The organism is Microlunatus sp. GCM10028923 (assembly GCF_042666975.1).
GTDB lineage: Bacteria > Actinomycetota > Actinomycetes > Propionibacteriales > Propionibacteriaceae > Microlunatus.
The window spans coordinates 62,539-83,248 of record NZ_JBHTFF010000013.1; the positions used below are offsets into that span (position 1 = coordinate 62,539).

22 protein-coding genes are annotated in these 20,710 nt (G+C 70.8%); 10 read left to right on the forward strand and 12 right to left on the reverse strand.

Annotation, left to right across the window (positions count from 1 at the left end):
* Positions 1–34 precede the first annotated feature (34 nt).
* From ACFQU4_RS27180 to ACFQU4_RS27190, 3 genes are all read left to right on the forward strand, one after another.
* Positions 35–2,041 (forward strand): VWA domain-containing protein, encoded by a 2,007-nt coding sequence (locus ACFQU4_RS27180; RefSeq protein WP_377498085.1) that lies wholly within the window; start codon positions 35–37, stop codon positions 2,039–2,041.
* Positions 2,042–2,182: 141 nt separating this feature from the next.
* Positions 2,183–2,425 carry a hypothetical protein gene (locus ACFQU4_RS27185; RefSeq protein ID WP_377498087.1) on the forward strand — a complete coding sequence of 81 codons (243 nt, stop codon included), beginning with the start codon at positions 2,183–2,185 and terminating at the stop codon, positions 2,423–2,425.
* 87 nt (positions 2,426–2,512) lie between these two features.
* Positions 2,513–3,208 carry a pilus assembly protein TadG-related protein gene (locus ACFQU4_RS27190; protein ID WP_377498089.1) on the forward strand — a complete coding sequence of 232 codons (696 nt, stop codon included), beginning with the start codon at positions 2,513–2,515 and terminating at the stop codon, positions 3,206–3,208.
* Here ACFQU4_RS27190 and ACFQU4_RS27195 read toward each other — a convergent pair whose 3' ends face one another.
* The 4 genes from ACFQU4_RS27195 to ACFQU4_RS27210 form a co-directional block, all read right to left on the reverse strand.
* Positions 3,209–3,604, reverse strand: coding sequence for a hypothetical protein (locus ACFQU4_RS27195; RefSeq protein WP_377498091.1), 396 nt, complete (start codon positions 3,602–3,604; stop codon positions 3,209–3,211). It lies immediately after the preceding gene.
* On the reverse strand, positions 3,604–4,146 hold the full coding sequence (locus ACFQU4_RS27200; RefSeq protein WP_377498093.1) for a hypothetical protein: 543 nt from the start codon (positions 4,144–4,146) through the stop codon (positions 3,604–3,606). The genes ACFQU4_RS27195 and ACFQU4_RS27200 overlap by 1 nt, the downstream gene beginning before the upstream one ends.
* Positions 4,140–5,390 carry a hypothetical protein gene (locus ACFQU4_RS27205; RefSeq protein WP_377498095.1) on the reverse strand — a complete coding sequence of 417 codons (1,251 nt, stop codon included), beginning with the start codon at positions 5,388–5,390 and terminating at the stop codon, positions 4,140–4,142. The genes ACFQU4_RS27200 and ACFQU4_RS27205 overlap by 7 nt, the downstream gene beginning before the upstream one ends.
* Positions 5,391–5,473: 83 nt before the next feature.
* Positions 5,474–6,157, reverse strand: a complete 684-nt coding sequence (locus ACFQU4_RS27210) for a hypothetical protein (protein ID WP_377498097.1) — start codon at positions 6,155–6,157, stop codon at positions 5,474–5,476.
* Positions 6,158–6,211: 54 nt separating this feature from the next.
* On the opposite strand from ACFQU4_RS27210, the gene ACFQU4_RS27215 reads away from it, so the two are divergent.
* Positions 6,212–6,598 carry a DUF192 domain-containing protein gene (locus ACFQU4_RS27215; protein WP_377498099.1) on the forward strand — a complete coding sequence of 129 codons (387 nt, stop codon included), beginning with the start codon at positions 6,212–6,214 and terminating at the stop codon, positions 6,596–6,598.
* On the opposite strand, the gene ACFQU4_RS27220 is transcribed toward ACFQU4_RS27215, so the two are convergent.
* From ACFQU4_RS27220 to ACFQU4_RS27255, 8 genes are all read right to left on the reverse strand, one after another.
* Positions 6,574–7,641 carry an SGNH/GDSL hydrolase family protein gene (locus tag ACFQU4_RS27220; protein WP_377498101.1) on the reverse strand — a complete coding sequence of 356 codons (1,068 nt, stop codon included), beginning with the start codon at positions 7,639–7,641 and terminating at the stop codon, positions 6,574–6,576. The two genes, ACFQU4_RS27215 and ACFQU4_RS27220, sit on opposite strands and share 25 nt — an antisense overlap.
* 97 nt (positions 7,642–7,738) lie before the next feature.
* Positions 7,739–8,362 (reverse strand): hypothetical protein, encoded by a 624-nt coding sequence (locus ACFQU4_RS27225; protein ID WP_377498103.1) that lies wholly within the window; start codon positions 8,360–8,362, stop codon positions 7,739–7,741.
* A 100-nt stretch (positions 8,363–8,462) separates the two neighbouring features.
* Positions 8,463–8,594: a hypothetical protein gene (locus tag ACFQU4_RS27230; protein WP_377498105.1), complete on the reverse strand. Its 132-nt coding sequence runs from the start codon at positions 8,592–8,594 to the stop codon at positions 8,463–8,465.
* A gap of 19 nt (positions 8,595–8,613) precedes the next feature.
* On the reverse strand, positions 8,614–9,684 hold the full coding sequence (locus ACFQU4_RS27235) for an SGNH/GDSL hydrolase family protein (protein WP_377498108.1): 1,071 nt from the start codon (positions 9,682–9,684) through the stop codon (positions 8,614–8,616).
* Between the two features lie 238 nt (positions 9,685–9,922).
* Positions 9,923–10,279: a hypothetical protein gene (locus ACFQU4_RS27240; protein WP_377498110.1), complete on the reverse strand. Its 357-nt coding sequence runs from the start codon at positions 10,277–10,279 to the stop codon at positions 9,923–9,925.
* A gap of 34 nt (positions 10,280–10,313) precedes the next feature.
* Positions 10,314–10,460 carry a hypothetical protein gene (locus tag ACFQU4_RS27245; protein ID WP_377498112.1) on the reverse strand — a complete coding sequence of 49 codons (147 nt, stop codon included), beginning with the start codon at positions 10,458–10,460 and terminating at the stop codon, positions 10,314–10,316.
* 143 nt (positions 10,461–10,603) lie between these two features.
* Entirely contained in the window at positions 10,604–10,912 is a 309-nt protein-coding gene (locus ACFQU4_RS27250; protein WP_377498114.1) for a hypothetical protein, read from the reverse strand.
* Positions 10,909–11,328, reverse strand: coding sequence for a PaaI family thioesterase (locus tag ACFQU4_RS27255; RefSeq protein WP_377498116.1), 420 nt, complete (start codon positions 11,326–11,328; stop codon positions 10,909–10,911). Before ACFQU4_RS27255 ends, ACFQU4_RS27250 begins: the two co-directional genes overlap by 4 nt.
* Positions 11,329–11,445: 117 nt before the next feature.
* On the opposite strand from ACFQU4_RS27255, the gene ACFQU4_RS27260 reads away from it, so the two are divergent.
* From ACFQU4_RS27260 to polA, 6 genes are all read left to right on the forward strand, one after another.
* Complete coding sequence (locus ACFQU4_RS27260; RefSeq protein ID WP_377498453.1) at positions 11,446–12,549, forward strand: FecCD family ABC transporter permease; 1,104 nt, start codon at positions 11,446–11,448, stop codon at positions 12,547–12,549.
* Positions 12,546–13,370, forward strand: a complete 825-nt coding sequence (locus tag ACFQU4_RS27265) for an ABC transporter ATP-binding protein (RefSeq protein ID WP_377498118.1) — start codon at positions 12,546–12,548, stop codon at positions 13,368–13,370. Before ACFQU4_RS27260 ends, ACFQU4_RS27265 begins: the two co-directional genes overlap by 4 nt.
* Complete coding sequence (locus tag ACFQU4_RS27270; protein WP_377498120.1) at positions 13,367–14,371, forward strand: ABC transporter substrate-binding protein; 1,005 nt, start codon at positions 13,367–13,369, stop codon at positions 14,369–14,371. The genes ACFQU4_RS27265 and ACFQU4_RS27270 overlap by 4 nt, the downstream gene beginning before the upstream one ends.
* 3 nt (positions 14,372–14,374) lie before the next feature.
* Positions 14,375–16,054 carry an ABC transporter ATP-binding protein/permease gene (locus ACFQU4_RS27275; RefSeq protein ID WP_377498122.1) on the forward strand — a complete coding sequence of 560 codons (1,680 nt, stop codon included), beginning with the start codon at positions 14,375–14,377 and terminating at the stop codon, positions 16,052–16,054.
* Positions 16,051–17,754 (forward strand): ATP-binding cassette domain-containing protein, encoded by a 1,704-nt coding sequence (locus ACFQU4_RS27280; RefSeq protein ID WP_377498124.1) that lies wholly within the window; start codon positions 16,051–16,053, stop codon positions 17,752–17,754. The genes ACFQU4_RS27275 and ACFQU4_RS27280 overlap by 4 nt, the downstream gene beginning before the upstream one ends.
* A gap of 121 nt (positions 17,755–17,875) precedes the next feature.
* Positions 17,876–20,611 carry a DNA polymerase I gene (gene polA / locus ACFQU4_RS27285; RefSeq protein ID WP_377498126.1) on the forward strand — a complete coding sequence of 912 codons (2,736 nt, stop codon included), beginning with the start codon at positions 17,876–17,878 and terminating at the stop codon, positions 20,609–20,611.
* The last annotated feature ends 99 nt before the right edge of the window (positions 20,612–20,710 follow it).

Here is a 20,710-nt window from a genome sequence, read left to right on the forward strand (position 1 = left end):
CACCGACGCGACGCCGAGTGAGAGGTCGAACGCCATGCGGGACCGGGGCCGACGATTCGTGTTGTTGGGGGTCGTGGTGCTGCTCGCCGTCACGGGCCTGACTCTTGGGCCGGTGCGTGCGGCCGTCGCCGATGATCCGGTGAAGGTGATGTTGCTGTTGGACGTGTCGGGTTCGATGAACGAGAAGTTGTCCTCGGGCGGCACGAAGCTGGCGGCGGCGAAGTCGGCTCTGAAGCGGGTGGCGGACTCGTTGCCGGCCGGGACGCAGGTGGGTCTGCGGGTGTACGGCTCCAAGATCAAGGAGCCGAAGGAGGAGAACCCGAAAGCCTGCCAGGACACGGATCTGGTGATGCCGATCGGTCCGCTGGAACGCAACCGGATGTACGCGGCGGTGGATTCGTTCCAGGCGGTGGGGGAGACGCCGATCGCGTACTCGCTGGAGCAGACGGTGGCGGACCTTGGTGATCAAGGTCGGCGGGTGGTGGTGTTGATCTCCGACGGCGAGGAGAACTGCGTTCCGGATCCGTGCCCGGTGGCGAAGAAGCTGGCGGCCAAGGGAGTTGATCTTCAGTTCAACGCGATCGGGTTCGACGTGAATTCGAAGGCGCGCAAGCAGTTGCAGTGCATCGTCGACGAGACCGACGGCTCCTATTACGACGCCGACGACACCGACGAACTGAACGATTCGCTGGACAAGTTGACCAGGCGGGCGCTGCGGCCGTTCGCCCTGTCCGGCAAGCCGATCATGGGCGGAGTGGGGAACACCTCGACGCCGCCGCGGATCAAGGCCGGCCACTATCGGTCGACCTATGACCTCAAGGGACTCAATCGGTACTACTGGATCGAGCGGACCATCCCGGGGTCGACGATCACTGTTTCGGCGACCGTGATCGTCCCCCGGGGCAGGCAGGGGGCCAACGAGTCGTGGTCGATCGCCCTTCGCGGGCCTGATCAGCCGTACCCGTGCAGCTCAGGCGTCTTCGCCGACACCGGTGCCGATGGAACAGCGGCTGTCATGTCCCAGGCCCTGACGTCGACCGGCGGCGACTTCTCGTGTGCCGAGGGTGACGTGCTGCTCGAGCTGGCCCGGCTCAACAACAACGTGCCGGGCACCGAGCTGCAGCCCGAGGTCGGGGTTGAAATCGTGGTCACCGAGGAGCCGCCGATCGCGAACCTGGCCGAGCTGCCGCCTGGCTTGACCGATGAGTCGGTCAACCGGAAGCCGGTCGACGCGGCGAAGCAGGCCGAGAGCGTGGTCGGCGGGGTCGCGTTCTCAGATGCACCGGTGCTGCAGCCGGGTTCGTACCTGAGCAGCATCGTGGTCGGTGAGACGCTGGTCTACCAGGTGCCGGTGCAGCCCGGTCAGCGGTTACGGGCAACGTTGGACACTCCGGTGGCGGGCCGGAAGTGGGGATTCGAGGGTCCCGGGATCGGGGCCGACCTGTCGGTGTTCTCGGCCAAGCGTGCCCTGCTGGACCAGCAGTCGGGGCAGGTTGCCCCGGGCTCGCCGGCGAAGACGGTACGGACGACGGCGGCGACCCCCGAGATCCGGATCCGTAACCGGGAACTGAAGGGCCAGCCGAACGACGCCCGGCCCGTGGTGGGCGCGGCCTTCGGCGGCAACCACTATGTGATGATCAGTCTCCGGCCTCAGGACAGTGACCTGCTCGGCGTGCTGACCCCGGTCCGGCTGAACATCGCCGTCGACGGTTCGCCCACCGGGCTTCCCGTGTACGCCGAACAGTCGTCCCCCGGCCCATCGACACCGGGCCCGTCGTCGCCTGATCCGTCTTCCCCGGCGTCGACCCCGTCGTCGGAGACCCCGGTACCGACCTCGCCGGGCACCGGCAGCTCCGAGACGCCCGCACCCGGCAGCGGTGCGCCCGGGGCGGGCGGCGCTCTCGCCGGGGTGCTCGGCATCCTGGCCGTGCTCGTCGTCGCCGGCGCCGTGACCGTGTTCCTGCTGCGCCGGAGAGCCGCGGCGAGAGGGCGCGGAGCCTCGGGGCCGGGCGGGTCGTCCGGGCCGCCGGAGACCCCCTGAGCCTTGGGCCCGGAGTTGGGTCTCTGGACCCATGGCAGGACCGGCGGATCTCCGTAACTTAGAGGTCATCAAGGCAACCGGGAAATCCCGGGAGACAACAGGATTCGGCTGGTCGAGCCGGGAACCGGAAGGACTGGAATCATGGAAAAGCTGTTCTTCAACCTCTACGCATGGCAGCTGACCGTGGCCGACAAGCTGCGGTCCCGGCGGGAGTCCGGGCAGGGTGCGCTGGAATATGTCGGCATGATCGCGGTGGCGGCGCTGATCATTGCTCTGGTCGTGGCCGCAGTGAGCGGTCCCACGCTGAAGGCCTGGATCGACGGCGTGATCCAGGGGATCACCAACAGCACCGTGCCGAAGCCGGCACCGAAGCCCGGCGGGTAAGAAGCTCCGATCAGCGGCCGGGCGAGAACTTTCTTGCCCGGCCCTTCGGGCGTTTCAGAGTGGCAGTCTCCAGGAAAGGACGGGTCGGTGGCACAGCGGGCAGAGCGCGGATCGGGTCCGGTCACTGCGGTCCTGGTCCTCGGCATCTGTGTGCTGCTCTTCGCGATCGGTGTGTTCGCGATCGGCGCCGCGGCTCGGGAGCAGCGGTCGGCCGCTCAGCATGCGGCTGACGCGGCGGCCCTCGCCGGGGCCGAGGCGATCCTCGGCAACCTGTCGGACCTGCTTTCGGGGGGATTCCTGGACGTGCTCGACCTGCCGGGCCTGACCGGTGCCGGCCAGTGCGGCCAGCGCGGCATCGTGCGCGCGACCGAGCTGGCCGCGGCCAACCAGGCGACTCTGACCAGCTACTGCTGGAACGTCTTCACCGATCGGGTCACCGTGACCGTCCGGCTCGACCAGGCCTCCGACGACGGCGAGCCTGCCACCGCCCGGGCCGAGGCAGCCACCCGTTTCGACCTGGCCGGCTGCCGGATCGCCGCCGACTTCGCCACTCCGACACCCACCCCGACCCCGACACCCTCGCCGACTCCGACGCCCACCTCGACCCCGACCGGACCGCCTCCGCCCCCTCCGCCGCCACCGCCCCCGCCGCCCCCGGTGGAGACGTCGATCGACTGCGGTTTCGGTGCGCTGGCGTTGATCTTCGACCCGACGACGCTACGGTTCACGTTCGTCGACCTCGACCAGGCGTTGGGCGACCTCCGGCCCCGGCTGGTCAGTTGATCACCGGTTGTCCAGCCGGTCCCGGATCCAGCGGTACGGATGGAATCCGGGCAGCCGCCGGCCGATCAGCGTGACCAGCAGCGGTCCGACCAACCAGGGCGAGCCGGCCACCAGTCCCGCCCCGAGACCGGCATCAACGGTGACCACGAGCGTGGTCACCCAGCCGACCAGGACCGGCACTCCGCCACCCCAGAGCAGGCAGCGCAGCCGGGTCCGGTCGGACCGCTCCGTGACGATCACGCCGACGATCGCGGCGTAACAGCCGAGCACCATCGCGGCGAAGCTGAGCCGTTGGGTCTCGGTGGTCGCGCTCCCGGCCAGCGTCGCCGACATTCCCGCGCCGGCGATGATCAAAGAGGTCAGCCCGGCAGCCCAGCCGAGCAGCAGGTTCTTCATCACGACGACCACCGGGCCGAGTCGAGGACCTGGTCGATCCGGCCCGCGGTCAGCCGGTCCGTACCGAGCACCGCGAGGATGGCGGTGCTGCCACCGTTGCTGGTGATCAACACCGTCCCGCGGTAGCGGCGCCCGGGCTCCGGCCGGAACCCGATCGGGGACCGCAGCCCCGGCGAACCGTCCTGAGTCGCCCGGGCCCGGGCCGGGCCGGTCGTCAGCTCCGGCAGCCAGCCGCCGATTCCGGAGGCGAGCAGCAGTCCGAGTGCCTCCTGCGGCTCCGTCCCGGTGAGATCGGCCCGGGCCAGGATCAGGATCGATGCGACGTTGTCCTCGATCAGCTGCCCCTGCCACTGCCAGCCCGCGCTGGGCGGGTCCTGCGGCCGGATGGAGCTCTGGACGTCGAAGGTGAACCGGCCCAGGCTCACCCCGGCCGCCGTCGCGGGCGGCGACCCGATCACGGCCCCGGCACCCGCCAGGCCGAGGCCGAGTGCCGCCCGCCGGGTCCAGCGGCGCCGGGGATCAGGCGGCTCGTTCCTCACCATCCGCAGCCGGGATCGTCGACTGCGGTGCGTGCCGTCCCGTCCGGGCGGGGGGCGACCTGCTGCACCGACACCAGCCGTGCCTCGGGCCAGTCGGCGCGCCGGGCCAGCCGGACCTCCTCGCTCGCCCGGCCGAGTGCCGTGGCGGACGCGATCCCTCGGTATCGCAGCACTGTCACGGTCGCCGCCCGGCTGAGCCACCCGGTCAGCCGGTCCTTCGGCGCGGCCAGCCCGAACAGCTCGCGGGTGGACACGCCGAAGCCGGCCCGGTCACTCAGCCAGCGCTCCGCCAGCTCGCGTTCGCCGTCGGTCCGGATCGGCAGCCCGACATAGCCGACGGAGATCGACTTCTCGAGCTCCGGGGCGCTCTTGATCAAGGAACCGTCGGCCACGACCATGATCAACACTCCGGTCAGCCGGGATTCCTCGTCCCGGATCCAGCGGACCACGCCGGCGACCGGCCGGCCGTCCACCTCGCCGGCGATCGGTGCGATCACGGCCAGCTCACGCTGCGTCGTCCGGTAGGCGGTCATGGCCGGCCTGCCCCGGTCCAACGCCAGGTGATCATCCTTGCCTGGTACGGATTCCGATGTTTCGAGTGGCACCGGGAACGGTGCCGAGTCGAGGGACAGCCGGCTGTAGCGGACAGTCGGAGCCGGGAGCTCGGGGCCACCCACCGGATGCACCAGTCGGGCGAACAGCGCCATCGCCGAACGACTCCGTACCTCCTGATCATGGCGGACCTGCAACGCCGTCGCCAGCTGCCGAAGGTCCGCACCCGGCGGCAACAGCCACTCGGTGTGGGCCGGGACCTCAAGGCCGGGGGCCGGGTAGCGGGCGCGTCGTTGCTCGCCGTCGAGCACGGCTGGGGGATCGGTCGCGGTCGGCGGCCCGGCCTGCACCCAGACGTCGCCGGACCTGGCGCGGCTCGTCGTCAGGGAGAGACCGCTCGGCAGGGTCACCGTCTCGGTCCGTACCTCCGGCAGCGCCGGGTCGAGCTCGGCCAGGAACCGGCAGCGGGGCTCGCCCAGCCGGACCGGCTCGAAGCTCGGCAGTTCGTCGCGGCAGGTGGCCAGCCCGAGCGAACCGATCAGACAGGCCGCGCGGGACACGGCGGCCTGGCGTGGACCGAAGGCGAAGCTCATCAGCCCGGCGATGGCGACGGCCGCCAGACCGACCGCGATCAGCCGGTCGACGACGCGCTGCCGCAGACCTTCGCGTTCGACGGGCCGTCGTAGTCGAGCCACCGCATCCCTTTCGCACCCGGTCCCGAGGGGTCGGGCGCAGCCTAACCCAAGGGCGCGTCAGCGGCGCCGAGCCCGGCGTCCTGCTAGATCGAGTCCGGGACGGGTAGTGCGGAGGCCACGACGGCGGCGATCGAGGTGACGGTGCCGTCCTCGGCCACGGTGACCTCGTGCCGGGCCAGCTCGGTCCCGTCGACGACCCACAGCACCATCGCCCAGCCGGCGTCGACGGGCCGCGGCTCCGGAGGCTGGATCTGGTCGGCGAAGCGCTTGATCAACTCGTCCCGGGCGGCGGCCTGTCTCGCATCGGGCTTGGGCAACCATGTGATGTCCCCGGTGCTCTCCACCCGGTAGGCCCACTTCCGGAAGTCGCGGGTGGTGTCGAGGAACGTACGGGCGACGTCGGCGGCCCGGCCTGCGTCCGGCTGCGCCGAGTCACGGACGACCTCGTTGAACCCTTCGGGATTGCGGTTCAGCACCACCGCCCGGTCCTCGTCGGACAGCGCGACGTTGAATCGGAGCGGATGCTGCGCGCCGCGATGCAGTACGTCGATCATCAGCCACCCGCGCAGCCAGGCGGTCGGCAGCTCGGTGAGCGAGGTCCGTTGTTCGTCCCGGACCAACGTCGCGCGTTCGGCATCGACCGGATCCAGGGCGCGGGCCAGCCGCTCGCGAAGATCGCCCGGCGGCGGGTTGGTCCCCGACTCACACCCGACGGTCGCGAAGATCATCATGACGACCGCGGCGGTGATCAGCGACACCGTTCTCATCGCGCCCTCCTATCACCCGTGTCCGTGCAGTCTTCCATGGTTAGGATCATGATCATGGCTGCTGATCGGGTTTTCGGGCCGGGACCGCACCGGCTGCTCCGGGACGGGGTCGAGGTCGCCCCGCTGGCGGTCGCCGAGACCTACCGGACCCGGCAGCGCGGCCTGCTCGGCACCGACTCCGTGGTCGGGGCGCTGTGGATCACCCGCTGCCCGTCGGTCCACATGATCGGGATGCGTTACCCGATCGACGTCGCAGTCGTCGACAACTCCGGCCGGGTGATCTTGGTCAAGACCTTGCAGCCGTGGATCGGCGGCACCTGGCCGCGGTTGCGGGCGAGCGCGACGATCGAGGCCGGCGCCGGCGCGATGGCCGAGTGGGGGATCGAGGTCGGCGGAGTGCTGGCGATCCGCCGTGATCATGAACCGGGGTTCTCGAGCTGATCCTGGATCAGCTTGGCGAAGGCCGCGTGCCCCTTGGCGTTGGGATGGAAGCTGCTCGGATCGACCGGCATCATGCCCGGGCCGCCCCAGTTCAGGTCGTTGAACCAGGGGTCGTCGGTGCCGAGACCGTGCCCCTTGAAGGCGTCGGTCGGATCGACGAACTCGACCCCGGACTCGTGCGCCGCCTCGGCAAGGATCTGGTTGAGGTCACCGGCCTTCTCGTTCATCCATTTCTGATCTTCGCCGAACAGCAGGTTGCCGTAGTCGTCCTTCGGGTTCTGGGCGAACAGGGGCGGGTAGCCGACGACGACGATCCGGGCGTTGGGCGCCTTCTGCTTCGCCTTCTGGTAGAGGGTGATCAGCTCCTGCTTCAGTCGGGGGAGGCGTCGTTCGATCCGCTTGTCGTGCTTCTCCTGGCAGCTGTCGATGAAGCCGACCCCGCTCTCGCCGTTGAGGACGCAGTCGGTGATCACGTCGGCGAAGCCGAGATCATTGCCGCCGACCGACAGCGTGACCAGTGACGTGTTCTCGTCCAGCGCGTCCAGCTGTGCCTTCTCATCGGTGTTGGCGCCGTTGGGATCGTTGAAGTCGTCGATCACCGCGCCCGAACAGGCGACGAAGCCGTCGCCGCCGGCGAAGTCGTTGTCCGCCGCCAGGATCTGCGAGTACGCGTTCTCCGACCGGTGGCACCGGTTGTGATCTTCCTCGTCGTCGTTGAACGGCCACAGGTCGTCCCGGTCGTCGAAGTTGGTGCCGTCCTCGTAGTCCCAGGCGCCTTCACCGGAGGCGAAGCTGTCGCCCATCGCGACGTACTTGCCGGCCAAGGCCTGCTGGTACGGCGTCAGCGCCAGTTGGCCGGCGCACCCCGGCTGCTGGATGATCTTGCAGATCGCCTCGGTCGCCACCTGGTGGATCTGGGCGGGCAGGCCGGCCAGAACAACCGTCACGATCAGCAGGCACGCGATCCCGATGGCACCGATGTACTCGAGAGCACCGACGCCGCGGTCCTTTCCCGCTCCGGTCCGACGCCGCCTGTCGATCATGGTCTGAGGCTATGATCTTGGAGCTGTTCGGCGCTTGAGTCCGCGGGCCCAACCTGACTGGGTCCACGGGCCCAGCTGGCGGCTGACGGCTGTGGTGCTACCTCGGCACGGCGCTGATCGCCCGCTCCAGCACGGCCGGATCGGGTTCGTCGCGGAGGCTGTAGGAGAGGAACGCGATCACCGTGTCACCGCGACGGAAGAACGCCAGGTCGGTGATCAATCCCGGATTGGACTCCGGCACCTGGCGCCAGGTGACGGCCTCCGATCCGGCCGGCGCCGGGTTCAGCGGGGTGATCCGGAACGTCTCGCTCTTCGTCCCCTTCGTCCCGGTCGCGACGTAGGACGTGCAGCCCTCCACAGCTTCGGACAGTCCGGTCATCAAGCGCTCGGCGGAGCCGTCGGTGTAGCTGCGGACGTACTGCTGGAGGAACGGGCCGAACGGGCCCATCGAGAACCGGACACTGGCCTTGGCAGCCGGCGCCGTCGGCTCCAGGTCCACCCCGCAGACCTGGGTGCGGTAGCCGCCCTGGGCATCGTTGCTCGTCCGCCAACCCTTCGGCAGGTCCTCGACCGAGATCACGTAGTCCTGCGGTTCCGGCCGCAGACCCGGCTCTGCTGGAGCCGGCTGGCAACCGGAGCCGGCGAGTGCGAACAGCCCGGCGAAGAGCATGATCAACACGCCACCGGCCCGGCCGGCGGTCGCTCCGCGATGGAGACCCATGCGGCAACCGTACGGCGTCCCGGCGCGGATCGCCTGAGCCCGCGGCCCCAACGCCTCTGGGTCCACGGGCCCAGGGGTGGGCCGGTGTGATGGAGGCGTCTCACTCCGGCAGTGCGTGGATCGCCTGCCGCAACGCAGCCTCGTCGGGCTTGCCGGCCAGGTCGTTCGACACGAAGATGATCATGGGCAGCGCCCGGCATCGGCGGCCACCTCGCCAGGTCGCAGTCCGCATCGTCATTCCTTCCGCCCGCCTATTGAGGATTCTCAAGCTGCTGCTGGACCAATCTGGCAAAGGCGGCATGGCCGTCGGCGCTGGGATGGAAGGAGCTGGGGTCGGCCACCATGGCGCCGGGACCCTTGGGGATGAGGTCGTTGAACCACGGGTCGTCGCTGCCCAATCCGTGGCCGCGGAAGGCTGCCGACGGATCGACGTACTCCACGCCCGCCTCCCACGCCGCCGAGGCGACGGTGCCGTTGAACGTGGCCGCGACCTCGTTCATCCAGCGCTGGTCGGGAGCCGACAGCACGTTGCGCAGGCTCGGGTCCGGCTTCTCTTCGAACAGGGCCGGATATCCGACGACAATGATGCGGGCGTTCGGAGCCTCTTGGCGGAGCCGTCGATAGAGCTGGACCAGGTCGGCGCGCACCTGGGGCATCCGCTCCTTGATCGCTGCATCCTGGTGCTCCTGGCAGCGACCGGTCAGCCCCGCCTTGAGGTTGCTGGTGACGCAGTCGATGAGCACACCCGCGAAGCCGAGGTTGTTGCCGCCCACCGACAGGGTGATCAACGAGACGTCCTCGCCCAGAGCCTCGAGCTGCGGATCCTCGTCGGTCTCCTTGTGGTTGGGTTGGTAGAAATCGTCGATCAGCGCGCCGGAACAGGCCACGAACCGGCTGCCGCCGGCGAAGTCGTTGCCGTCGGCCAGCAGCCTCGCGTACGCATGCTTGGACCGGCGGCACCGGTTGTGATCCTCTTCGCCGTTGTTGAATGGCCACGGGTCGTCCCGGTCGTCGAAGTCGGTGCCTTCGTCGTAGTCCCAAGCACCCTCGCCGGACGCGAAGCTGTCGCCCATCGCCAGATAGCGGCCGGAGCGAGCGCGTTCGTAGGGCGTTTCACCGGTCCCGACCTGACAGGTCGGCTGCTGCGCGATCGCACAGATGGCGCGGGCGACGAAGGGACCCGCCTGGAAGTGCAGAGCCGCTGCCACAACGGCGATGATCAACAAGGCCACCAGGGCGAGCGTCCCAATGTATTCGAGCGTTCCCTGGCCTCGGTCGCGGCGGTCGCGACAGGCGCCTGGGCCTCGCCCCCAGTTGATCATGATCGAACCCTAGGCCGCAGGAATGGTTCGACGATTGAGTCCGCGGACCCACCTGGACTGGGTCTCAGGACCCAGCCGATCTCATGATCAGTAGGGTTCGGGGATCACGATCCACGCGATCAATCCCGCGGCGAGTGCCCAGGGGAGGTGACGCTTGATCATGGTCGAGCGCCAGGCGGGTGGTCTGCCGGAGGTCGTGAGCCTGGGGAGCCAACCGGCCTGGGTCCACGGGCCAGATTCAGCCCCACGGATCGGAGCCGATTCCGGTGGCCGTCGGCAGCACGACGGAGATGATCAAGGCTGTGACGAACAGAGCGGCGGCGAGCACCGCGAGCACGAGTCCGAGCCGGTTACGCCGGGACCGGGCGAGTCGGACCAGGCTGACCACCAGGGCGGCCACTCCGATCAACAGGCCGGGAACGGCCGCCCAGCAGATGGCCTGGGCCTTCGCAGAGTTGATCAAGGATGCGGGCGAGGACCAGATGTGGAATCCGGTGAAGAACGCGACGACGAGCATGACGAGGTTGCCGACGACGGCGATCCCGGCGAGGGCGACGGCTGAGCTGCGCTGGTTCAACGTCGGCTCCATGATCACGGGCGGGCGCCGCCGGACGGCGGCACGCAGCAGGTTAGCGCGAACGGGGGAGCGACGGTGCCGGAGCACAGTCCGGCTGCGGGGTGACCGTGCAGATCACCTGCCCGGTCAGCGCCCGGAGTTCGGTGCCCCAGCCGGCGATCGCGATGCCGACCATCAGGGCGACTGCGAGGGCGATCACGCCGACGTGCTCAAGGATGCGAGCGGCCTGAGGCCGACCCGCAGCGGCTGCTCGTACCCGAGAGTTGATCATGGTGCGACCTTAGGCCGGGTCACGGGCCGGGCGCTTGAGCCCGGAGGCCCAACCTCGGTGGGCCCCTGGGCCTAAAGACCGTGCGGCGGTACGGCGGCCGTGATCACGATGCCGACCAGGACGCAGCCGAGGGCGATCCCGGTCGCCAGCCAGGCCCGCCGGATCGAGTCGCCGGGTCGTCGGCCGACGATCAGCCCGACGATCGCGGCGACCAACCCGATCAGGGCGATCAGTCCGATGAACTTGCCCTTGGTGGCTTCCGCCATCGCCTCGTCGGAGCGGCTCAACTGGAAGTTGTACGCGAAGCCGACGAAGAGCATCGCCAGATTCGCCGGTACGGCGAGCAGGGCGAGCAGCCAGGCCGCGGTCCTGGGTCTCATGACCCGCCGCCGGTCGGCCGGGGGATCAGCTGGCAGGTGACCCGCGCGGTGCAGATCCGGACGTCGCGGTCGTCGACCAGGACGACCTCGTAGGTGGCGACCCGGGACCCGCGGTGCACCGGGGTCGCGGTCCCGGTCACCCAGCCCTCGCGGACCGCCTTGTGGTGGGTAGCGTTGAGGTCGACCCCGACGGCGATCTTGTCGGGCAGGCCGTGTGCCGACGCGCCGATCGAGGCGAGGGTCTCGGCCAGTACGCAGGAGGCGCCGCCGTGCCAGAGCCCGTACGGCTGGGTGTTGCCGGTCACCGGCATCCGGCCGACCACCCGGTCGGCCGAGGCCTCGAGGAGTTCCAGTCCCATGGCGGTGTCCAGCGCACTGGTCAAGGAGGTCGCCCAGTCGGGCAGCGCAGCGGTCATTCCTGAAGGGTAACCACGGCCGATGGCAGCTCCCGGGCGGTTGCTGGGCCGGGCGCTGACCCGGGGGACAGAATTTGCAGATGAGAATCATTATCAGTAACGTTTCGACGCGTGATCATGGACGCCGCTGTGCCCTCGCTCGAGTCGCGCAGGGCGGGTGATCTTCGTGGCCGGCTGGCTCGCCGGACCGCGCTGCTGTGCGTCGCGCTGACGGTGTTGATCATGGTGCTGATCGTGATCTCGGGTGCGATCGGATCGGTGTCGGTGAGCCCTGGCCAGGCGGCCCGGCTCGTGGTCGGGCATCTGCTGCCGGGGATGCCGTGGATGTCGGACGGATCGCTGACACCGTTGCAGGATCAGGCGGTCTGGCAGTTCCGGCTGCCGCGGGCCCTGCTGGCCGGGCTGGCCGGCGCCGGGCTCGCGCTGGCCGGGGCCCTGATGCAGGTCACGGTGCGCAACCCGCTCGCGGAGCCGTACATCCTGGGCGTGTCCTCCGGCGCGAGCGTCGGCGCGGTGCTGGTGATCGTCTTCGGCTCGGCGGTGCTGGGCGGCCTGTCGCTGAACCTGGCCGCCTTCGGCGGTGCCCTGGCCGCGTGCGGGTGCGTGTGGGCGCTGGCCCGGAAGCGCGGGGCGCTGTCACCGACGCGGATGATTCTCGCGGGCGTGGCGCTGGGCACCCTGCTGAGTGCGGTGACCAGCTACCTGACCATCTCCACGGATGCGCAGAACGTCGTCAGCGTGCTGTTCTTCCTGCTCGGGAGCGTGTCGGCGGCGACGATGGGGAGCCTGCTCGGCCCGGCGATCGCGGTGGTGGTCGCCGCGCTGGTCGCCGCCCTGCTGGCGAGATCGCTGAACGCCTTGATGACCGGCGACGAGTCGGCCGTGTCGCTGGGCGTCAACGCGTCCCGGCTGCGTGGCTTGCTGCTCGTCGTGGCGTCGCTGCTGACCGGCACGGTCGTCTCGGTCGCCGGCGGGATCGGGTTCGTCGGCCTGGTCGTGCCCCATGTCGCGCGGATCGCGGTCGGCGCGGACCACCGTCGGCTGATTCCGGTGACACTGCTCGGCGGGGCCGCGTTCCTGATCATCGCCGACCTGCTGGCGCGTACGGTCGCGGCCCCCACCGAGATCCCGTTGGGCATCCTGACCGCCTTCGTGGGCGCCCCGTTCTTCCTGTGGCTGATGCGGCGCGACGGCGCCGACCGGGCGGGGTTCGGGCGATGAGGGTGGAGTTCGACGGGGTCACCGTCTCCCTCGGCGGCCGGGACGTGGTCCGGCAGGCCTCGCTGGTGGTCGAACCGGGCACGGTGGTCGGCGTGCTCGGCCCGAACGGCAGCGGGAAGTCCTCGCTCCTGCGTACCCTCTACCGGGTCCTGACCCCGCGGCTGGGCACGGTGCGGATCGACGGCCGGGACGTACGGAAGCTGACCGGCCGGCAGGCGGCCCGCGCCGTCGCGGTGATGCTCCAGGACCCGCCGACCGACTTCGACCTGAGCGTCCTGGAGACGGTGCTGCTCGGCCGCGCGCCGCACCACTCCTCCTTCGGGCGCGACTCCGCGGCCGACCTGCGGATCGTCGCGGAGGCGATGCGCCGGGCCGAGATCACCGACCTCGCCGACCGCATGGTCGCGACCCTCTCCGGCGGGCAGCGGCAGCGGGTCATGCTCGCCCGGGCGCTGGCCCAGGAGAGTCCGGTGCTGGTGCTGGACGAACCCAGCAACCACCTCGACATCAGCCACCAGCACGAGTTGATGAGCACCGTCCGGGGCCTCGGCCGTACGGTGATCGCCGCGCTGCACGACCTGAACCTCGCGACCCAGTACTGCGACCGGGTCGCCGTGCTCTCGGCCGGCCACCTCGTCGCCGACGGACCGCCGACCCGGGTGCTCACGCCGGAGCTGATCCGGGCCACCTTCGAGGTCGAGGTCCGTGTCCTGGGTGGGCCCGCGGAGCCGGTCTTCGCCTTCCGCCGGCTCGCCCCGATCCCGGCCGGACCCGATTCCGACGGGCCGGCGCTCCGCACAGAAAGCCACGCCCATCCATGATCATCTCCCGCCTCTCCGTCCGCGCCGCTGCCGTACTCGCCGCCGGGACCCTGTTCCTGACCGGCTGCGGATCGTCCGTGACGCCCACCTCGGCACCGAGCGGCTCCGCCGCGGCGGTGACGCTGACGAACTGCGGCCGTGAGGTCGTCGCCGACGGCGTCCCCGCAGCCGCGGTCGGCCTGCACCCGGCCCAGACCGAACTCCTGCTGCGGCTCGGCCTGGCGGATCGACTGGCCGGGCAGGCCCAGGCGAAGGCGCAGGCGCTGCCGGCCGACATCGCCCCGCTGGCGAAGGACATCCCCGTCATCGGTGACGTGAAGCCGCCGAGCCGGGAGGACCTGCTGGCCGTCGAACCGGACTTCGTGTACTCGCCGACCACCTACGAATTCACCGCGGAGCAGGGCTTCGCCAGCATCGAACAGCTCGAGCAGGCGGGCGCCGCCGTCTACGTCGCGGGCGGCGGCTGCCAGGAGCGCCGGATGACCGGCGAGGTCCGGGACCTGTTCACCGACCTGGAGAACCTCGGCGCGATCTTCCGGGTCGAGGACGCCGCCGCCGAACTCGTGTCGTCCAGCCAGGCCGAGCTGGATCAGGTCGCGACCGCGCTGTCCGGGGTGGACCGGCTGCGGGTCGCCCAGGTGTACGTGGACGGGACGACGCTGCAGGCGATCGGTGCCGGCGTCGAGTACGACATCCTGCGCCAGGCCGGCGCCGACAGCGTCTACACGCCCGACCAGCCGGCGTTCGCCGAGTTCTTCGCGGCCACGATCACCCCGGAGTCGCTGGCCGCCGAGCAGCCGGAGGCGCTGGTGTTCGCCGTGTACGACGAGCAGCACGAGGCCGCGACCCGGAAGTACCTCACCACGACGTTCCCGGACCTGCCGGCCGTCCGCGAGGACCGGCTGATCGCGGTCTCGACGGCCGACGTCTTCCCGGGGACGCTCGGCAACATCTCGGCCGTCCGGCGGATCGCCGAACGGCTCTACCCGGACGCCTTCTGAGCCGTGATCCATCGACGCCTCCTGCAGCTCGCGGGCGCCGTCCCCGGCGCCGTCCTCGGGCTCGCCGCGATCGGGATCGTCATCGCGGCGCTGCAGATCGCCTTCGCGATCACCGCCGGATCGGTGATCGCCGCCCTCGTCCGCGGTACGGGCGACCCGTGGCCGGCGCTCGCGACCCTGGCCGCGGTGACCCTGGCCCGCGGCCTGCTGGTCTGGGTCCGCGAGCCCGTCGCCGCCCGGGTCGGCGCGACGGTCCGGATCCGGCTCCGCCGGCGGCTGCTGGACCGGCTGTCCGCGGTGCCCGCCGCCGAGCGGGATTCCGGGCAGGCCGCCGCCACCGTGATCGACGGGGTCGAGGGCCTGGACGCCTACTACACCCGCTACCTGCCGCAGCTGCTCGTCGTTCTCGTCGTGCCCGCGGCGGTCGTCGCCCTGACCGCCACGTACTCCGGTACGGCCGGGCTGGTGCTCGCCGTCGCCGCGGCGATCGCGGTGATCGCGCCGCGGGCCTGGGACGCCCGGCTGCTGCGGAACGGGCGACGTCGCTGGGCCCGGTTCGCCCGGCTGTCCTCGGACTACGTCGAGGCCCTGCAACACGTCCCGTTGCTGCGGACCTTCGGCGCCGCCGGCCGTACTGCGGGCCGGCTGGCCGACGACGCCGAGGGCCTGCGCCGCTCGACCATGGCCCAGCTGAGGCTGTCGCTGGTGGAGACCGGGTTGAGCGGGCTGGCCGTACACCTCGGCACGGTCCTGGCCGTGGTCGCGGCGGTGATCGGTGTCGTCGGCGGCAGTCCCGGCGCCGCTGCGGCGGTCACCGTCCTGCTCCTGGCCCGCGAGTGCTTCCGGCCGGTGCAGGACCTCGGCGCGAACTGGCACGCCGGCTACCTCGGCCTGACCGCGGTCGACGGGCTGGACCGGCTGCTCTCCCGGACGCCCGCCGTGACCGCCGACGGGACCCGGACTCAGCCGGCGCGGCGCGGAGTGGTCGAGGTCGAGGAGGTCAGCTATCGCTATCCCGGCACCGATCGCGGCGTCGTCGGCCTGACCCTGCGGATCGCCGCGGGGGAGACGGTCGCCGTCGTCGGGCGCTCGGGATCCGGCAAGAGCACCCTGGCCCGGTTGCTGGAGCGGGACGTCGACCCGGCGTCGGGCCGGCTCTGCCTCGACGGTACGGAACTGCGCGATTACACCGACCAGGCCCGCAGTCGCAGCGTCGTCGTGGTGCCGCAGGACCCGGTGCTCTTCGCCTGGTCCGTCCGCGACAACCTGCGGCTGTACCGGCCCGATGCGACCGACGCCGAGCTCGAGCACGCCGCCGAAACCGCTCAGCTGGAGGAGGTCATCCGCGCTCTACCCGACGGCTACGAGACCGTACTGGCCGAGAACGGCGAGCAGCTCTCCGGCGGGCAGCGGCAGCGGTTGGCCATCGCCCGGGCCCTGCTGTCGACCGCTCCGGTGCTCGTGTTCGACGAGGTCACCTCCGCCCTGGACCTCGACACCGAGCGGCGTGTCATGGACGCCGTCGCCGCGGCAACCCCCGGCCGGACGAAGGTCCTGATCGCCCACCGCGAGACCGCGTGCGCGCACGCCACCCGGTGGATCGCGCTCGACCACGGGCGGATCGCGGACGGCGGCGACGGCCCGCCGCCAGCGCGGATCCCGGCGTCGGAGCGAGCCCGATGAGGACCGTCCTCCGGCTGCTGCCGGTCATCGCCACCCGCCGGGTCCTGTTCGCCGAGACCGTGCTCTGGAGCGTCGTCACGCAGCTCGCCGTACTCGGGATCTCGCTCGGACTGGCCTTCGCCGTCGGGCACGCCGTCGCAGGCGAGGCCGTACCGGTGCCCTGGGTGGTCCTGGCCGGGCTCGCGGTGGTCGCCGCGCTCGCGGCCTGGCGGGAATCCTGGGTCTCGCACGACCTGGCGTACCGCATCATCGGCGATCTGCGCGGCCGGGTCTTCGACGCATTGCGGCGGGCCCTGCCGTCGCGCCGCCGGCAGCATCGCAGCGGCGACCTCGCCACCACCGTGATGGCCGACATCGAGACCCTCGAATGGCTGTACGCGCACACGGCGGCGCAGGCCCTCAGCGCCCTGCTGATCCTGTTGATCGGTGTCGCGGTGTCGGCCTCGCTGAACCCGCTCCTGCTGCTCGTCTGGCTGCCACTGCTCGTGATTGGGATCGTCGTCCCGCTGCTCACCGGCGCCCGGGCCCGGCGTGACGGGGAGCGGCTCGCCGCCGGGGCCGCCACCCTGCGCGCCGACCTGCTCGACATCGTCCGCGGACTGCGGGAACTCACCGGCGCTCAGGCGCTCGGCGGGCGGCTGGACCGGCTGACCGAGGACACCCGGACCCTGGCTCGGCTTCAGGTACGGGAGGCGTCGCGGCTCGGCGCCGAACGCGGCATCGCCGAGGTCACCCTCGCCCTGGCCGCCCTCGGCGCCATCCTGATCGTCGTCATCGACCGTACCGGCATCCCGCCGGCCGACATCCCGCTTGCGGTCGCGGTCGCCGTCGCCGGTCTCGGTCCCGCCGCGCAGATCGCCGACCTGCTCCGCAACGCGGGCACCCTGCGCGCCGCGGCGGCCCGGATCTCCGAGGTCCTGGACGAGCCGCCCGCGGTCCATGATCATGAAGCTGGTGATCATGGAATCCGTGATCTTGGCCTCCGTGATCATGGAACCCGTGATCATGGAACCGGGGTCGGGCTCAGGTTCGACCAGGTGTCCTTCTCGTACGAGCCCGGGCGGCCCGTCCTCGACCGGTTCACCCTGCACGTCCGGCCGGGCGAGACGGTCGCGCTGACCGGCCCGTCCGGTGCCGGGAAGACCACTGCCGCCCGGCTCGCGCTGCGGCTGTGGGATCCCGATTCCGGCAGCATCCTCCTCGACGGGACCGACCTCCGCAGGCTGCCCGACGGCGAGTTCCGAGCCGCCGTCGCGGCCGTGCCGCAGTCCTCGCCGCTGCTGCGCGGCACGGTCCGGTCCAACCTCCTCCTGGGGGAGCCCGGCGCGACCGAGGACATGATCAACAGCGCGGCCCGGGCCGCGGGTCTGCTCGATCCGGGGAGCGCGCTGCCCCTCGGACTGGACACCCCGATCGGCGAACACGGCGGCGGGCTGTCCGGCGGTCAGCGGGCCCGGGTCGCGCTCGCCCGGGCGCTGCTCCGGGACCCCCGGGTGCTGGTCCTCGATGAGGCCACCGCGTCCCTCGACCCGGACGCCGATCTGGTGATCATGGAATTCCTCCGGCGTTCCGCCGACCGCGCGACCCTGCTGATCGCGCACCGGCCGGACACGATCGCGGCGGCCGATCGGGTGGTCGCGTTGCCGGGCCTGGACGATTCCCGACCGCGCGGGCCACGTCGGGATCAGGGTGCTACCTAGCCCGGTGGGGCCTCCGAGCCCGTACCGAAGGGTGGCCCGGAACGGTCCGCGGACCCGGCTCGCCGGCCGCACTCGGCCGCGCCGGCGCTGACTGTCGGAGGTTGTCGCTAGAGTCGGCCCCGTGTCGACCACCACCGAACCCGCAGCGCCCGCCCCCGCCGAGGCGGGCGAGCGCCCGCGCCTGTTGCTGATCGACGGCCATTCGGTCGCCTACCGGGCGTTCTTCGCCCTGCCGGTGGAGAATTTCAGCACCAAGACGGGCCAGCACACCAACGGCGTCTTCGGCTTCACCTCGATGTTGATCAACGTCCTGCGGGACGAGCAGCCGACCCATCTCGGGGTGGCCTTCGACGTGTCCCGGAAGACGTTCCGGTCCGAGCTCTACACCGAATACAAGGCGAACCGGAGCACCTCGCCGGACGAGTTCCGGGGCCAGGTCGACCTGGTCAAGGAGGTGCTGAACGCCCTCAACATCGCCCACGTCGACAAGGAGGGCTTCGAGGCCGACGACATCATCGCGACCCTGGCCAAGCAGGCCGAGGCCGAGGGCTTCGACGTGCTGATCTGCACCGGTGACCGGGACGCGCTGCAGCTGGTGTCGGACCGGGTGACCGTGCTCTATCCGCGCAAGGGGGTCTCCGACCTGGCCCGGATGACGCCGGAGGCGGTCCAGGACAAATACTTCGTGTCCCCGCAGCGCTACCCCGAGCTGGCCGCGCTGGTCGGGGAGACCAGCGACAACCTGCCGGGCGTGCCGGGCGTCGGCCCGAAGACCGCGGCGAAGTGGCTGGAGAACTACGACGGCCTGGAAAACCTGTTCGTCCACGCCGGCGAGATCAAGGGCAAGGCGGCGGAGTCGTTCCGGGAGCAGATCGAGGACGTCCGGCGCAACCGGCAGGTCAACGCGCTGGTCACCGACGTCGAGCTGCCGATCACGGTGACCGACCTGCTGCGCCGCGACTGGGACCGGGAGGCGACCCACCAGCTGTTCGACGGGCTGGAGTTCCGGGTGCTCCGGGACCGGCTGCTGGAGTCATTGCCGGCCGAGGAGACCGCGCCGGAGGGCGGCTTCGAGGTCGAGGGCGAACGGCTGGCGCCCGGAGCGCTGACCGGCTGGCTGGCCGAGCACGCGACCGGCGAGCGGACCGGCGTCGACCTGATCGGGCAGTGGTCGGCGGGCCGCGGCGACCTGCGCGCGATCGCGCTGGCGGCCGGCGACGGCGCCGCGGCCTATCTGGACGTGACCGAGCTCGACCCCGCCGACGACGCGGCGCTGGCGGCCTGGCTGGCCGACCCGGACCGGCCGAAGGCGATCCACGACGCCAAGGGACCGCTGCTGGCGATCTGGTCCCGCGGCTGGGAGCTGGCCGGGCTCACCTCGGACTCCCAGTTGGCGGCCTACCTGATCCGGCCCGACCAGCGCACCTTCGACCTGGCCGACCTGACCCTGCGCTACCTGAAGCGCGAGCTGCGGGCCGAGGACGCGGCCGCGGAGCCGGACGACCAGTTGACGCTGGACTTCGGCGACGACGACTCGGGTGCCGAGTCGGCGGCCAACGCGGCGATGATCAGGGCCCACGCGGTGATCGACCTGGCCAACGCGCTGGACGCGGAGGTGGAGCAGCGCAACGAGACGATGCTGCTCCGCGAGGTCGAGCTGCCGCTGCAGCGGACCCTGGCCCGGATGGAGCAGACCGGCGTCGCGGTCGACGTCGACCACCTGGAGCGGTTGGAGGGCGAGTTCGGCGCCAAGGTGGCGACCGCCGCCGAGGAGGCCTTCTCGATCCTCGGCAAGCAGATCAATCTCGGTTCGCCGAAGCAGCTGCAGACGGTGCTCTTCGACGAGCTGAAGATGCCGAAGACCCGGCGCACCCGGACCGGCTACACGACGGACGCGGACGCCCTGCAGCAGCTGTACGTGAAGACCGAGCACCCGTTCCTGGCCCAGTTGCTGCTGCACCGGGACGCGACCCGGCTCCGGCAGACCGTCGAGGGCCTGCTCAAGTCGGTCTCCGACGACGGCCGGATCCACACCACCTACGGGCAGACGATCGCCGCCACCGGCCGGCTGTCCAGCACCGAGCCCAACCTGCAGAACATCCCGATCCGGACCGAGGAAGGCCGCCGGATCCGGGAGGCGTTCGTCGTCGGTGAGGGGTACGAAACGCTGCTGACCGCCGACTACTCGCAGATCGAGATGCGGATCATGGCGCACGCCAGCGGCGACGAGAGCCTGATCGACGCGTTCAAGTCCGGTGCCGACTTCCACACCGTCACCGCCGCCCGCGTGTTCGGGGTGGAGCCGGACTCGGTCAACCAGGCCGAGCGGGCCAAGATCAAGGCGATGAACTACGGCCTGGCGTACGGGCTGAGCGCGTTCGGGCTGAGCGGGCAGCTGGGCATCGAGGTGTCCGAGGCCAAGGGCCTGATGGACGAGTACTTCGAGCGGTTCGGCGGGGTCCGCGACTATCTGCGGTCCCTGGTCGACGAGGCTCGGCGGACCGAATACACCGCGACCCTGCTCGGCCGCCGCCGCTACCTGCCGGATCTGACCAGCAGCAACCGGCAGCGCCGCGAGATGGCGGAACGGATGGCGCTGAACGCCCCGATCCAGGGCTCCGCCGCCGACATCATCAAGATCGCGATGCTGGACGTCGAGCAGGCCCTCAATGATCAAGGTCTGCAGAGCCGGATGCTGCTCCAGGTGCACGACGAACTCGTCTTCGAGGTCGCCCCGGGCGAACGCGACGCCGCCATGGCCCTGGTCGAGGACAAGATGAGCCACGCCGTCGACCTGAGCGTCCCGTTGGACGTCTCTGTCGGTCTTGGCCGCTCCTGGCATGAGGCTGCGCACTGAGGCCCAGCAGGTACGCGCACTGAGCTTGTCGAAGTGCGAGGGCTTGGTGTCGCGGCGGGGTCCAGGGGCTTGGGGATGGGTGCGCGGACAACCATCCGG